Origin of the sequence: Subtercola sp. YIM 133946, from assembly GCF_036553535.1 — a bacterium.
Taxonomy (GTDB): domain Bacteria; phylum Actinomycetota; class Actinomycetes; order Actinomycetales; family Microbacteriaceae; genus Subtercola.
The window spans coordinates 66349-79437 of sequence record NZ_JAZHPE010000022.1 but is presented as its reverse complement, the minus strand read 5'-3'; the positions used below and the strand labels follow the sequence as shown (position 1 = coordinate 79437).

Here is a 13089-nt window from a genome sequence, read left to right as displayed (position 1 = left end):
GGCGGTCAGGCCTTCGCGGCGTTGACGCGAGCGGCCTCGCGGGTGGCGGAGGTGTTCTTCTTGCCGGCACGGGAGCCGCTCAGCTTGGCGACGATGTGCTGCTTCACCGTGACGGGCTCGTAGTGCGGCTCGTCGCCTTCGGCGACGAAGTGCGGCAGCGGGCCGACGACGGCGTCGGCGTTGCCGTCGTGGAAGAAGGCGGCCGAGCGGCGACGCCGGATGGTTCCGTTCACGATGGGGGGCTTCACGCGGTGCAGCGTCGACATCCACTGGTCGTTGGTCAGGCGGGCGGCGACGTCGCCGAGGTTGATCAGAAAGGCGTCGTCGGCGGGGCTCACGTCGTGCCAGTCGCCGTCGCGGTCGAGCACCTGCAGCCCCTCGACCTGGTCGGCCCAGAGAACCGTCACGATGCCGAAGTCGGTGTGCTCACCCATGCCGGTGAGCTCGGCGCCGAGCTCGATCTCACCCTCGGGCAGGGCGTAGTTGTTCATCCGCAGCACGTCGATCGAGTGGTCGGTGATGGCCTCGAGAGAGCCTGGCTCGACCTCGAGAGCAGCTTCGAAGATGCGGATGAGCGCCTGCGCCACCTGCGAGGTCGCGTCGTAGTACGCCGAGACGCGGGCCTCGAACCCGTCGACGTCGGGCCAGGTGTTCGAGGCGTAGTCGTCGGCCGACACGTCACTGCCCGGGTAGTCGGCCGCCGAGGCGCCGACGTTGAACGCCTCGAAGAAATCGTTCATGCGCGTGACCGAGTCGACGCCGATCGTGTAGCTCAGCGACTCGCTCTTGGGCGGGCTGTACCCGCGGTTCTGCGACGGCGGCAGCACGTAGGCCTTCTTCTCGGCGAGGCTGAGGGCGAAGAAGTCGTCCATGGCCGAGGCCAGGCCGGCGATGATCGTCGGGTCGACGCCGTGGCCGACGATCTGGATGAATCCCACCTGGCGGCAGGCCTCGTCGAGCGCCGCCACGACGGCGGCCTTCTCGTCGTCGGTGCCGCCGGCGATGTAGGGCGTGATGTCGACGGTGGGAACGGTGAAGTTCGATGCCATGGGCTGGGTCCAATCACGGTGGGGTGGGCGGCGCTGGGCTGAGCTGGACGGTTCGGTTCGGTTCGGTTCGGTTCGGTTCGGTTCGGTTCGGTGCGGTCGGATGCAATGGATGCGGTTCGCTGATCCGGCCTCTCGTTCATTGTAGGGAACGGAGGGCGGCCGCCTCGCTGACCCAGCGGTGGTACAGCCGCCAGGGGTCGTCGACGCCTGCCGAGACGACCGCGATGTGCTCGAGCAGCGCCGCGTGGGTATCGAACCACTCGCTGCCCGGCACCCGGAACGCGGCGAACTGGGCGTGCCGCCGCTGTTCGAGCGAGCGGTCGCCCCGCTCGAACCCCAGCAGTTCGTCGATGTGCAGCTGCGCGAGCCGGGCGCGCGGGCCCGCCGAGGTGCCGATCTTGATGCGGGTGCCGGCGCGCACGTAGTACACCACGTCGACCCGGGGTGCCACGAGATCGCCGTCGGCGACGTCGCCCGCCTTCCATTCGCACACCGCGCAGAGCCAGCCCGAGGGGTACCGCACGCCGAGCCTCGAGCCGCAGGCGAGGCAGGGCGAGGGCAGGGCATCCGTCACCCCCACCTCGCCCGCGACCTCGTCGTAGGCCGCGAACAGGTGGCGCAGGCAGAGGTTGAGGCTCGAACCGGCGGCGGCGGGCTCGGTGCAGGCCTGTTCGCCCTCGAGTCGCGCGCCGCAGGGTGGGGGAGCGAGGGGTGGCGGAGTGGTCGGTTGTGCGCCCATGTCGAGCAGGGTAGCGCCACGTGCTGACATCGGCCGGCTGGGCGTCGGAGGTGCTCGATACAGTCGCCGCGTGGCGAGAGCGAAGGGAGGCGGCGGCCGTGGTTGAGAGCATCGACGCCTGGTGGGCACGCCGGCAACGCTCGAAGGGCATGCCCGTGCCCTACCCGATCGGAACCTACCGCGACGACTGGCAGCGCTATCCCGCGCTCATCCGGCAGTACCATCCCGACCTGAACCACGGCATCACCCTCACGCAGATCCCGCCCGCGGCCGAGGTGTACCTGACCTGGCAGTGCGACGCGGGGCACCTCTTCGTGGCCACCCCCGCCGAGCAGCGCGACCGGCCCGGGCGGGTTCGGCGGCGGTCATCCTGGTGCCCCACCTGTTCGGCCGCGGCGCTGCCGGGCGTGGTCGGGCCGAGCCGTCACGACGAGCAGAAGACCGTGCTGCGGGCTCCCTCGACGAGCGGGGCGCGCGGGCGCCGGGCCGCGCGAGCGCCGAGCCCGTCACTCCGAGCCGTCGGCGAGGCCTTCCACAGCCCGCTCGCTCCACAGCCCTCCTCGGCCGCCGAGGGGCGTCTGCGGGCCGCGCTCGCCGACCGGCTCGACGTCGACCTCACACCCAACGCCGTGGTCGTCGGCCGGCCCTTCTTCGACCGCCTCGAGGTGTGGCCCGACATCGTCATCGCAGAGCTGCGCGTCGCCATCGAATACGACACCGTCGGCCGCTTCGGCCTCGAGCACGTCGGCCGGCGCGAGGCCGTCGACCGGCGCAAAGACCGGCTGCTGCGCGAGGCCCGGTGGGAGGTGGTTCGCCTGCGCTCTGCACCGCTGCGGATGCTCGGCCCGCACGACCTCGTCATCACCGCGGTCTCGGCCGACGCCGTCGACCGGCTCGTCGAAACCCTGCGCGTCATCTGCGGCGACCTGCTCGTGAACGCCTACGCCCGGGCAGGGTAGCGTTGAGACGACGAGGAGACCATGACCGACACAGACCGCCCCCTTTCGCAGCTCGGCTTTCTGACCATCGGGCTGTTCGACGAGAAAGACCCCTACGGCGGCCACGAGAGCACGCTGCGCATCATCGAGCTGGGTGAGCAGCTCGGGTTCGACAGTGCGTGGTTGCGCGACCGTCACCTGCAGCACGGCATCTCGTCGCCGGTGGCCGTTCTCGCCGCGGCGTCGCAGCGCACCAGCCGCATCGCGCTCGGCACGGCGGTCATTCCGCTCGGGCTCGAGAACCCGTTCCGGCTCGCCGAAGACCTGTCGACCGTCGACGTGCTGAGCCGGGGGCGGCTGAACCCGGGGTTCAGCGTCGGGCCGCCCACCCACTTCGAGGCGATCAGAGAGCACCTCTACCCCGACTCGTGGGCCGACGAGAACTTCGGCTACGAGCGGGTCGAGCGGCTGCTGCACAACCTGCGCGGCGAACCGGTCAGCACCTTCGCCGGAACTGAGGGCATCGAGCAGTACTCCACGATCATCCAGCCGCACGCCACCGGCCTCGTCGACCGGGTCTGGTACGGGGCCGCGGGGCTGGCCTCGGCCGAGTGGGCCGGCTCGCACGGGCTCAACCTGCTGAGCAGCAGTGTGGTGCGGGCCGAAGAAGACGACGACTTCGCGCGCATCCAGCGCTCGCACATCGAACGGTTCCGCGCTGCGCATCCGCTCGGCCAGGCGGCTCGCGCGTCGCAGGGGCTGGTGGTCGTTCCGACCGACAGCGCCACGCCTGAACAGGCCGCGAAGTACCGGGCCTATGCCGAGGCGCGCTTCGCCCGCACCACCACGCCGCAGGGGCCGCAGCGCATGCTGTTCGCCCCCGACATCGTGGGCAGTTCGGCCGAGATAGCGGATGCCCTGCAGGCCCATGCCGGCTACCGGGCTGTCGACGAGGTGGTGTTCGCCCTGCCGTTCTCGTTCGAGCACGACGACTACGTGCAGATACTCACCGACATGGCCACGCGCCTCGGCCCGCTGCTCGGCTGGACACCGCGAACGGCGTCGAGCTGACCCGCCCCGCCCCGGGCGACCGGCCCGACGACCCGGCCTAGCCCCAGACCTCGCCCGCCACCTGGATGACCTCGCGCATCTTCGCCCACTCTTGGTCTTCGCTCAGCACGTTGCCCTCCTCGGTCGAGGCGAAGCCACACTGGGGGCTGAGAGCGAGCTGCTCGAGGGGCGCGAACTGGGCCGCCTCGGTGATGCGCTTCTCGACGTCGCCGACCGCCTCGAGCGCTCCCGACTTGGTGGTGATCAGGCCAAGGACGACGATCTTGTCGCCGTGCGGCAGAAACCGCAGAGGCTCGAAGCCGCCGGCCCGCTCAGAGTCGTACTCGAGAAAGTAGCCGTCGTAGTCGCAGTTGGCGAGCAGGTTCTCAGCGACCGGTTCGTAGCCGCCAGAGGCGATCCACGACGACCTGAAGTTGCCTCGGCAGACGTGCGTGGTGATCACCATGTCGGCCGGCTTGTCGCGCAGCGAGTCGTTGATCAGCGTGACGTACGCCTCCTGAATGTGGTCGATGTCGATGCCACGGGCCGCGGCCTTGGCGAGCTCGTCGGCAGAACAGAGGTAGGCCCACGCAGTGTCGTCGAACTGCAGGTAGCGACAGCCGGCCGCGTAGAACGCCGCAACGGCGCCGCGGTAGGCGGCGGCCAGGTCGTCGAACAGCGCGTCGCGATCGGCGTACAACGGTGTCACCAGCGAGTCGCCGGCGAGCCTGAAGTGCAACACGGTCGGCGAGGGAATGGTCATCTTGGGCAGGTGGCCGGCACCGGTGTTCTGCTGCAGAAAGCGGTAGTGCGCGAGCATCGGGTGGTCATCCGGAAACCCGAGCTTGCCGACGATCTCGACGGCGACAGGCTTGATGGCGAGGCCCTGGAAGTCCATGCCCGTGGGGCCCTCGCCCAGTTCGATGCCGTCGAGCCCGTCGAAGAAGTCGAAGTGCCAGTAGGCCCGCCGGTATTCTCCGTCGGTGATGGCTTCGAGCCCGATGTTCTGCTGCTTCTCGATGAGGGCGACGATCTCGCGGTCTTCGATGGCGCGCAGCTGCTCGTCGTCGAGCTGCCCGGCCGTGTGCTGGGCTCGCGCCTCGTGGATCGCGTCGGTGCGCAGGTAGCTGCCGACCGCGTCGGCGCGGAAGGGTGGCGTGTGTGTCTGTTCCATAGCGATGACCGTACCGCAGCGGCGTGTGCGAGATCACTGCTTGCTTCTTATTGTGAAACTCCTCTGCCCTGCGCACCGCGCTGTCGGGAATCGGCCAGGCCGAGCAGCGCGCCCCGCCAGCGCACGATCGACGAGCTGCGCGGCCAGTTGGCGACGAAGGTGTGCAGTCCGCGCCTCAGCCGCAGCGGTACGGTGCCGCGCCGCGTGAACGGACGGTACGAGATGCCCACCCGCACGGCGGCGTCGAACCCGATGCGGTGCTCAGGGGTGAGGTGCATCGTCAGGTCGAGGTCGTCGTGCAGGTTGAGCCCCGTGACGTGCACCACGCCGCGCACCTCGGTCCACGCCGCGCGACGCAGGAAGAACGACGAGCCGAACAGGGGAGTGGTGAGCAGCGCGAGCCTGATCGACCCGAAGTAGGCGCCCAGGTAGACGGCCGCGATCAGGCGCGAGCCCCGCGCCGGGCCGTCGTAGAAGAACCCCGGGCCGGTCACCGCCGTCAGGCTGTCGTCGGCGTCGAGCCGGCGCAGGCCGTTCGCGATCCAGCGCGGCGGGGCGATGCTGTCGGCGTCGAGTCGCGCGATCACGTCGAACCGGGCAGCGTCGTACCCGGCGGCCGCGGCGGCGGGGATGCCCGGCTCGAGCTGCTCGATCACCACCGCCCCCCACGACCGTGCCACCTCGGCGGTGTCGTCTGAACTGCCGTTGTCGACCACGATCACCTCGTCGGCCATGCGGGTCTGCCGCGCCAGGGCGTCGAGGCAGCGGCGCAGGGCGACGGCATCGTCTTTGGCCGGGATGACCACAGAGACGGTGAGGGCGGGCGTTCGAAGAGTACGGATGCCCTGACCGTACGTGTGGCACGGGCATCCGACGACCCCTTTTCAAACGGGCGTCACGCGTCTATGCAGCCGGTCGTTCAGTTGCAGGTGTTGCTGCCGCTGTAGCACGGCTGGTAGTTCGAGGGCAGGTCGGGGCCGGTGTCGACCGGGCGCACGGCGTTCCACTGCGGCGAAGTGAGCAGCGCCGCCACGATCACGGCCGCCACCAGGCCGACAGCGCTCAGCGTGCCGAAGACGATCGCCCAGCGGCCCCGGATGACCAGCGCGAGCACCACGGAACCCACCCCGAGCAGCACCGAGGCCGCCGCCCACACGTCGAGCGCGACGATCTCGCCCGGCGTCGGGTTCGGCGTTCCGGAGAGGGAGAAGTAGGCGCCGAAGGCGGTCCACACGGAGGCCAGGGCAGCGATCCCGCTGCCGGCGAAGACCAGCACGTTCACGGCGATGAGGGCGCCGCGGGCGTTGCGGCGGGTGCCGCCGAGCGGGCCGCCGGGCATGGGGTCGGGTGCCTGCCCGCCGGTGTTCGTCGCGAAGGGCGGCTCGTTGCCGGTGTTCGCCATGACGTCCTCCATGCTCATCCTGAGCCCCGGTCGTCGCTCGCCGCCAGTCGGCACTTCGGCCGACTCGTGCCTCGGTGCCGGTCGCACGTCGACCGACCCGGCACCGCGCGCCCGCCGCACCTCGGCCGACCCGGCACCGCGCGCCGCACGTCGGCCGACCCGGCACCGCGCGCCGCCGAATCGACCTACCCTAGACGAATGCCGACGCTGCGAGGATGCCCGTGATCACCGCCGGCGTCGACCTCGCCGCCGAGGCGAAGGGCACGGCGCTCGCGGTCATCGAGTGGAGGGGCGCCACGGCGGTGCTGCGCGACCTGCAGCTGGGCGTCGCCGATGAGACGATCGTGTCGGCCGCCGCAGGCTCCGCGAAACTCGGAATCGACTGCGCGCTCGGCTGGCCCGACGAGTTCGTCGCCTTCGTCGCGGCCCACGCGTCGGGCGACCCGCTGCCCGACGGCGCCGACGGCTCGATCGACTGGCGCCGAACCCTTGCCTACCGCGCCACCGACCGCGAGGTGCGGGCCGTGACCGGGCGCTGGCCGCTCAGCGTGTCGACCGACCGGCTCGGCCTCACCGCGATGAGGTGCGCGGGCCTGCTCGGCCGCCTGCGGGCATCCGGAGTCGACGTCGACCGCTCGGGCGCCGGCCGCATCGCCGAGGTGTACCCGGCGGCGTCGCTGCGGCTGTGGGGCTTCGTCACCGCGGGCTACCGCGCCGATTCCGCCCGCCGCGGCGAGCTCGTCGCCGACCTGCGCAGCGCCGCCCCGTGGCTCGACCTCGGCGGGTTCGCCCCGCTCATGCGCGCCTCGACCGACGCCTTCGACGCTGTCATCGCCTCCCTGGCCACCCGTGCCGCAGCCCTCGGGCACTCGACCGTCGCCCCGCCCGGGATGCTCGCCCAGGCCCGCCGCGAGGGCTGGGTCGCCCTGCCGACGTGCCCCCTCGCCGCGCTGGTCGACACCGTGGGCCGGGCCCACCCGTAGCCCGCCCCCGGCCCGCGGCCAGGCCCGCCCGTAGCCGGTGGCCCCGCCCATCCCAGCGGGCGTGACCTAGCGGGAGGCGCCCAGCACGGCGAGAACGCGCCGCGCGACGTGGCGGTTGATGTCGTCGGGAATCGGCTGCGGGCCCGGCACGAGCGACGCGCGGTTCAGCGCCACGCGCTCGAGCGAGAGGGCCTGCAGCATGAAGCCGAGATCCATCGACTCGATCGAGTTGCCCTTGGGCTGCGTGCCGGCCAGGTTGAACATGCGGCCCTCGGCGATCAGCACGACGTGACGCCCGTTCGGCAGGTCGATGCGTTCGAGGGCGGTCGCGACGATCGTGACATCCGTCGCCGCTGCCTTGAGGGCCGGCACGTCGATCTCCCACAGAAAGTGGCCCACGTTGCCGATCACGGCGCCGTCGGCGAGCGTCTCGAACACGTGGGCGGGCAGTGCGTTCGCGTGCCCGGTCGCCGTGATCACGGCATCCGCCCACGGGGCGAGCTCTTCGATCGTGCCCACCCGGTATCCGTCGTACGCAGCCTCGAACGCCTTCAGCTCGTCGGAGTCGACGACCGCGACCACGCCGCCGAGCGACCGCAGGTACTGCGCGACGCCCCGGCCGCACCATCCGTACCCCACCACCACGAACCGCCGGCCCGGAATCTGCAGGTTCGTGATGCGCATGAAGCTCTCGACCGTGCTCTGGCCCACCGCGTGCCGGTTCTCGGCGATCGCCTTCAGCGGGCTGTCGTTGATCACGAGCACCGGAAAGGGGATGCGGCCGTCGGCCTCGTCGCGCAGCCGCAACCCGCCCGACGTCGTCTCTTCGGTACCCCCGACGATCGTGCCCGCGAGGCCCCGGTCGGCTGCCAGAATGGCGAGGTCGGCGCCGTTGTCGAGCAGCATGTCGGGCCCGGCATCAAGCGTGCGGTTCAGATTGCCGATGTGCTGCTCGAGGGTGTCGTCGCGCCGGCCGTAGATGGTGATGCCCTTCGTCGCCAGCGCCGCCACCATGTCGTCTTGCGTCGACCCGTGATTGCCCGTGCCGATGACGGTCGCCCCACCGGCCGCCAGCGTCTCGAAGAGCACTACGGTCTTCGGCTCGGTGTGCAGCCCCACTCCGATGGTCATGCCATCGAATGGCAGCCGCCGCTCGAAGTCGGCGCGCACCTCCCGCAGGAGGTGCATGCGCGACCTGATCCAGCCGAGGCGCGCTTCGCCCGCGGCCGCGAGTTCGGCCTGGGTGGGGGAGTCGGGGGTCATGGTGTCTCCTGTCGGTGCGGTCGATCTCGTGCTCTCGTGCTTTCGTACTCTCCCCTCATCTTCGCCCGGTGGCGGCGCCGAATGAAACAGCGGGTGAGATAGCCCGCTGCGGCCGCGTCGGCGTTATCCTCGGATTAGCGTGGGGGTGATGCTCGAGCGATTTGCACTCTCATGCCCCATCGGCGAAGTAGCGGCGTTCACCCGGGGAGTGCCTGACGGAGCATCGGGCTGGAAACCCTCGTACAGATTCGGTCCTGGAGCAGGCATTCTCATCCTGCGCCAGAGCACGCTCGCGGTTCCCGCTCGCCGGGAGCTGCAGCTCGCCAGCTGGGGGTTCGTGCCCGAGTGGGCCAGCGGGGAACTGAGCCCGGTCGCGAGCGTCGGCATCGAGCGGATCAGCCGCAACGGTCTCTTTCGCGACGCCGCCCGGGCGAGGCGTTGCCTGATTCCCATGAGCGGATACTTCGAGTGGCAGCCGGGCCGGGGCGAAGCCGTGCCGTACTTCGTACACGGCTTTGAACCGATGATCGCCGCGCTGGGCGTCTACACCGCGAAGACGGTGGGTAGGCGCAACCTGTTCTCGGTCGCCGTGGTCACCCGAGACGCTCCGAACCCGCGGCGCAAGGTTCCCGCCCTGCTGCAGCAGAACGACTGGGATGCGTGGCTCGGATCGGAGCCTGCGCGCAAACCGACAGACTTCTTCGTGCAGCCGTCGGCGGCCACCAGACGGTTGACCGACGAACTGTTGCGTCACCGGGTCTCGCCGCGAATCGGCGCACCGAACCCGAGAAACGTCGAGAGCCTCATCGCACCTGTCTCCGTCGACTCCTGAGCGGCCGTGTCGGTGACTCCTGCGCGGCCGTGTCGCCGGCTCTGAGCGGCCCTGCACAGCCCGCGGTGCGACGCCGATCCTGCGAACGCCCGGGCGATAGAGTGTTGCGATGAGCAGGACAGCAGACGCCCTGCCGGGTGAGCGGCTGGTCGCGCTGGTCGTCGCTTCGCTCGACGACCTGGCGGGTGTCGCCGAGGCGTCGAGCATCGCCGGCCGGCTGACGGTCGACCAGCTGCGATCCGACCTCGACGCGATCGCGGCGCACATCGTTCTCAGCTCGTTCCCCGGCAGCCCGGTGGCACTCGACCCGAACCTCGCCGAGGTTCTCATTCGCGCGGTTCAGCCCGCCGACATCCAGTCGCCCATCTCGTCGAACACCGCACTCAGGGTCGCCGCGGTGATCCGCGCCCTGTCGAACAGGGGAACGCCCGAGCTGGCGGTACCGCTCATCGAGCGGGCGGTCGAGGTTCTCGGCGGCGAGATCTCGCCCGAACCGCCCGTCGCGGCCATCTGGCTCACCGGCGGCCTCGCGCTGCAGTTGCTCCACCAGTACCGTGAGGCGTTCGGTCTCTTCGGTCGCGCCGCGGCGACGAACAACGCCGACTACATCAGATACCTCGCCCTCGGTTACCTTGCGCTCGGATTCGCCCTCTCGGGCGATCTGCCGCGAGTGCAGACTCCGGCCGAGGCTGCTCTCGCCCTGATCGGCAAGCACGGCTGGCCCGCGCACCAGAACCGCATTCCGATCTTCGCCGCCCTCGTCTTGATGAACGTCGGTCTGCTGCGTCTCGATGAAGCGCGCCGCTCCCTCGTCGCGCTGAACGAGGTGCTCGAGTCGGCCGAGCCGCAGTGGCGATTCGCCGCGCTCGAAGTGCAGGTGCAGTTCTGGTGTCTCGCCGGCGAGGCAGAGGTCGTCGTCGGCCATCTCGAGCAGGCCCTGCTCGGCTTCGAACTGGCCACCGCGTCGCTCGCGGTTCGCGCCCAGATCTCCTATTCGACCGCCCTGGTCGAGCTCTTTCTCGGCCACCCGGGTGCCAGCATCGCGGCGACGAGCCCGTTCGCCGACCTGCCGGCTCACCAGCTGTGCTTCGAGACACTGCGGGCCTTCGGCTATCTCGCCTTCGGTATGCCCCGCGAGGCACTCGTGGCGATCGAATCGTGCGTCGCCCTGGGCCATTCCCACTCGAAGTCGTCGGCGCCGAACATCCCACTGATCAGGGCTGCCTCAGCGCACCTGCTCGGCGACCGGGAGGGCGCGAGGCATCGCTTCGGCGAGTGGATGAGCGCGACAGAGTCTGCCGGCTACGCCTCTGCGGCGCTGTTGCCGTCGTCGCTGCTGGCGGGATTGCTCGAATCGGGCGATTCGAGCCCCCTGCCCGACTCGGTGAAGCGTCTCACCGAACAGTCGCCGAACGGCCTCGACGCCGTCTTCGTCTCGCTCGGCACGCTCACCTCAGCCGAACGGTCTCTGCTCACCCAGCTGCGCACACCCGGCACGCTCGACGACATCGCGTCGAACACCTTCACGTCGCGCAACACGGTCAAATCGCACCTGCGAAGCATCTCGTCGAAGCTCGGCGTCAGTTCACGGGCAGAGGCGGTCGATGTGGCTGAGGTCGCCGGCTGGTTCGCTCTCGCAGAAGGCCGGCCCTGAACATCCGGGTTCTCTCGGCAGGGCTTCGCGCGCAGCTGCGGGCCGGCCGACTCGAAGAGGCACAGACGGATGCCCGGGCTGCACTCGTGAGCATCGACCAGCTCGACGCCGACGCCTACCGCCGTGTCGAGGCGACTTTGCCCTGGCTCTGGTGGTCGGCGGCGGTGGTGTTCCGGGCGGCGGGCGACGACCGGGCTGCAGTTCCGCTGCTCGAGCGCACGCGCCGCAGCGCCGCTCGCTACCCGCGCGGGCTGGCCCTCGGCGATCTCGCCTGCGTGTACGGGTATTCCGGGGAGCTGCGGGCAGCCCTCGAGTGCATCCTCGAACTCGAGGCTCTCGTCGACGCAGCGGCCCGACCTGGCTGGGCCGGTCTCATTCGACTCCACCTGCGGCTGTCGCTCGCCCGGGCCATTGTGGCCGCATCCGAGCTGAGGCTCGACGCGATGGCCGATCATCTCGATGCGGCGGAGGTGCTGGTCGAAGCGGTGGTGCCCCATCCGGCCGGATCGGAGTCGACATGGCGGCTCGCGATCACAGTGGCCCGAGTGCATCACGCGGCACTGTCGGGCGAGGGGGAACGGGCGCTCAGGGTCGCGGAGTCGTTCGGCCGGGTAGGCCAGCGAGGCGAGGGAGCGGCGGCCGCCGGGGTCGACCGAACGATGCAGGGGCTCGCGTTCGGCGCGCGGCTCACGGCACTGCTCTCAGCCGGGGTGCCGGGCGGCGTCGTCGCTGCAGCGGCCGAGCCGAACGGTACGTGCCGCGATCACCACAACGTCTGTGTACCCACGATGCAGGCGCTCGCAGCTCTGAGCGCCGGAATGCCGGGCGTGGCGCTGCGACTGACCGACGACTGCTACCGCTCGTCAGACCGGCACAACGCCAGAACGCGCCTGCAGGTGCTCGCCGTTCGGGCCGGCGCCTTCCTTGCCGGCGGTCGCACTCAGTCGGCGATCGCCACTCTCGACCGTGCCATCGTGCTCGCCGACCCCAGCGGGCCGATGAGCCTGACGCTGCTGCCGTCACAACTGCTCGATGAGCTGATCGATCTGTTCGGGCGGCAGCACCCCCGGCTGCCCGACAGCGTCACCCGAGTCGCCGGCAGGCCGAGAAGCGGCCTCGACACGATCGCCGAGACGTTCGCGCTGCTCACACCACGTGAATGGGATGTTCTGACAGCCCTTCGCACCGGCAAGACCCTCGACGAGATCGCACGCGACCAGTTCACCGCGCGCAACACGATCGCTTCGCAGTGTCGCAGCATCTACGCCAAGCTGTCGGTCGCATCGCGCGTCGAAGCAGTCGAGCGGGCCGAGCGCGCGCAGGCATTCTCACTCCTGGCCTTCGCGGCGAGTCGACAGGGTGCCCTCCCCAGTGACGGCGAGTTCGGGGCGTAACCGACTGGCGAGGAAGAAGGCGAGCACGGTGGCCACGAACGCGACCGTGGCGACGCTGCCGGCTCCTGCGAACTCGGCGGCACCGAAGAGCACCAGGCCTGTTCCGTCTGCCGCGGCGGGGAACGTGCACAGCACCCCGGTAGGAATCAGAGAGTGCACGCTCGCGATGTCGTTACTGGTCTGATGCGGTAGTGGCCGCCGAGCAGGAACCAGGCGCCGAGCACCGCGAGAACCAGGCAGAGGGCGAAGAGCGATGCGCCGGGTTCGTCGGGGTAGACGCGGATGGGGCTGCCGTCTGCGAAGTGCGGGTAGGTGCAGACGAGCCCAAGCGGGGCCAGCGAGAAGCCTGTCGTCGCGGGGCCGCCAGACGTCCAGGGCTGCCAGTTGCCTGATGCGCAGATGGTGGCGGCGTTCCCGAGCAGGTGTGCTGGCCACAGCGACAGCAGCGAGCCGGCCGCCCACAGCGCGACCGCAACGAACGCGAACCCGGCGAGAGACGCGGTGGTTCTGCGTGAAGCCGGTCGGTGACGAGCTGGGGCGGGCATAGTTCCACTCTGTTGTTTGCCTGATTGCGATAGAACATATCGAATATCAATACAAATTACACGAAC

Annotated in this window: 14 protein-coding genes; 6 read left to right on the top strand and 8 right to left on the bottom strand. The window is 70.2% G+C overall.

Annotated features, from left to right (window positions below; all coding sequences use genetic code 11):
* Window positions 1–5: 5 nt before the first annotated feature.
* Window positions 6–1049: an isopenicillin N synthase family dioxygenase gene (locus V3W46_RS07830; protein ID WP_331782533.1), complete on the bottom strand. Its 1044-nt coding sequence runs from the start codon at window positions 1047–1049 to the stop codon at window positions 6–8.
* A gap of 136 nt (window positions 1050–1185) precedes the next feature.
* Window positions 1186–1788, bottom strand: a complete 603-nt coding sequence (locus V3W46_RS07825; RefSeq protein WP_331782532.1) for a GIY-YIG nuclease family protein — start codon at window positions 1786–1788, stop codon at window positions 1186–1188.
* Between the two features lie 98 nt (window positions 1789–1886).
* Between V3W46_RS07825 and V3W46_RS07820 the strand changes: the two genes are divergently transcribed.
* Window positions 1887–2747, top strand: a complete 861-nt coding sequence (locus V3W46_RS07820) for a zinc-ribbon domain-containing protein (protein WP_331782531.1) — start codon at window positions 1887–1889, stop codon at window positions 2745–2747.
* Window positions 2748–2768: 21 nt separating this feature from the next.
* Entirely contained in the window at window positions 2769–3797 is a 1029-nt protein-coding gene (locus V3W46_RS07815; RefSeq protein ID WP_331782530.1) for an LLM class flavin-dependent oxidoreductase, read from the top strand.
* Window positions 3798–3834: 37 nt separating this feature from the next.
* On the opposite strand, the gene V3W46_RS07810 is transcribed toward V3W46_RS07815, so the two are convergent.
* From V3W46_RS07810 to V3W46_RS07800, 3 genes are all read right to left on the bottom strand, one after another.
* Window positions 3835–4950: a 5-methyltetrahydropteroyltriglutamate--homocysteine S-methyltransferase gene (locus V3W46_RS07810; protein ID WP_331782529.1), complete on the bottom strand. Its 1116-nt coding sequence runs from the start codon at window positions 4948–4950 to the stop codon at window positions 3835–3837.
* 47 nt (window positions 4951–4997) lie between these two features.
* Complete coding sequence (locus V3W46_RS07805) at window positions 4998–5756, bottom strand: glycosyltransferase family 2 protein (RefSeq protein WP_331782528.1); 759 nt, start codon at window positions 5754–5756, stop codon at window positions 4998–5000.
* Window positions 5757–5869: 113 nt separating this feature from the next.
* Window positions 5870–6364, bottom strand: a complete 495-nt coding sequence (locus tag V3W46_RS07800; protein WP_331782527.1) for a hypothetical protein — start codon at window positions 6362–6364, stop codon at window positions 5870–5872.
* A 203-nt stretch (window positions 6365–6567) separates the two neighbouring features.
* Here V3W46_RS07800 and V3W46_RS07795 point away from each other — a divergent pair, with 203 nt between their 5' ends.
* A complete protein-coding gene (locus V3W46_RS07795) occupies window positions 6568–7335 on the top strand; it encodes a DUF429 domain-containing protein (RefSeq protein WP_331782526.1) in 768 nt (255 codons plus the stop codon).
* Between the two features lie 66 nt (window positions 7336–7401).
* Here V3W46_RS07795 and V3W46_RS07790 read toward each other — a convergent pair whose 3' ends face one another.
* Window positions 7402–8598 carry an adenosylhomocysteinase gene (locus tag V3W46_RS07790; protein WP_331782525.1) on the bottom strand — a complete coding sequence of 399 codons (1197 nt, stop codon included), beginning with the start codon at window positions 8596–8598 and terminating at the stop codon, window positions 7402–7404.
* Between the two features lie 148 nt (window positions 8599–8746).
* On the opposite strand from V3W46_RS07790, the gene V3W46_RS07785 reads away from it, so the two are divergent.
* From V3W46_RS07785 to V3W46_RS07775, 3 genes are all read left to right on the top strand, one after another.
* Window positions 8747–9430 (top strand): SOS response-associated peptidase, encoded by a 684-nt coding sequence (locus V3W46_RS07785; RefSeq protein WP_331782524.1) that lies wholly within the window; start codon window positions 8747–8749, stop codon window positions 9428–9430.
* A gap of 109 nt (window positions 9431–9539) precedes the next feature.
* Window positions 9540–11084 carry a helix-turn-helix transcriptional regulator gene (locus V3W46_RS07780; RefSeq protein ID WP_331782523.1) on the top strand — a complete coding sequence of 515 codons (1545 nt, stop codon included), beginning with the start codon at window positions 9540–9542 and terminating at the stop codon, window positions 11082–11084.
* A gap of 86 nt (window positions 11085–11170) precedes the next feature.
* Window positions 11171–12478 carry a LuxR C-terminal-related transcriptional regulator gene (locus V3W46_RS07775; RefSeq protein ID WP_331782522.1) on the top strand — a complete coding sequence of 436 codons (1308 nt, stop codon included), beginning with the start codon at window positions 11171–11173 and terminating at the stop codon, window positions 12476–12478.
* Here V3W46_RS07775 and V3W46_RS07770 read toward each other — a convergent pair.
* Window positions 12413–12637: a hypothetical protein gene (locus V3W46_RS07770; RefSeq protein WP_331782521.1), complete on the bottom strand. Its 225-nt coding sequence runs from the start codon at window positions 12635–12637 to the stop codon at window positions 12413–12415. The two genes, V3W46_RS07775 and V3W46_RS07770, sit on opposite strands and share 66 nt — an antisense overlap.
* Entirely contained in the window at window positions 12625–13023 is a 399-nt protein-coding gene (locus tag V3W46_RS07765) for a hypothetical protein (RefSeq protein ID WP_331782520.1), read from the bottom strand. The genes V3W46_RS07770 and V3W46_RS07765 overlap by 13 nt, the downstream gene beginning before the upstream one ends.
* Window positions 13024–13089: the final 66 nt, after the last annotated feature.

Bases quoted from the DNA above. Each gene is read 5' to 3' on its own strand.
- V3W46_RS07830 (WP_331782533.1), bottom strand. From the start codon at position 1,049: ATGGCATCGAACTTCACCGTTCCCACCGTCGACATCACGCCCTACATC.
- V3W46_RS07825 (WP_331782532.1), bottom strand. From the start codon at position 1,788: ATGGGCGCACAACCGACCACTCCGCCACCCCTCGCTCCCCCACCCTGC.
- V3W46_RS07815 (WP_331782530.1), top strand. From the start codon at position 2,769: ATGACCGACACAGACCGCCCCCTTTCGCAGCTCGGCTTTCTGACCATC.
- V3W46_RS07810 (WP_331782529.1), bottom strand. From the start codon at position 4,950: ATGGAACAGACACACACGCCACCCTTCCGCGCCGACGCGGTCGGCAGC.
- V3W46_RS07800 (WP_331782527.1), bottom strand. From the start codon at position 6,364: ATGGAGGACGTCATGGCGAACACCGGCAACGAGCCGCCCTTCGCGACG.
- V3W46_RS07795 (WP_331782526.1), top strand. From the start codon at position 6,568: ATGCCCGTGATCACCGCCGGCGTCGACCTCGCCGCCGAGGCGAAGGGC.
- V3W46_RS07790 (WP_331782525.1), bottom strand. From the start codon at position 8,598: ATGACCCCCGACTCCCCCACCCAGGCCGAACTCGCGGCCGCGGGCGAA.
- V3W46_RS07785 (WP_331782524.1), top strand. From the start codon at position 8,747: ATGCTCGAGCGATTTGCACTCTCATGCCCCATCGGCGAAGTAGCGGCG.
- V3W46_RS07780 (WP_331782523.1), top strand. From the start codon at position 9,540: ATGAGCAGGACAGCAGACGCCCTGCCGGGTGAGCGGCTGGTCGCGCTG.
- V3W46_RS07765 (WP_331782520.1), bottom strand. From the start codon at position 13,023: ATGCCCGCCCCAGCTCGTCACCGACCGGCTTCACGCAGAACCACCGCG.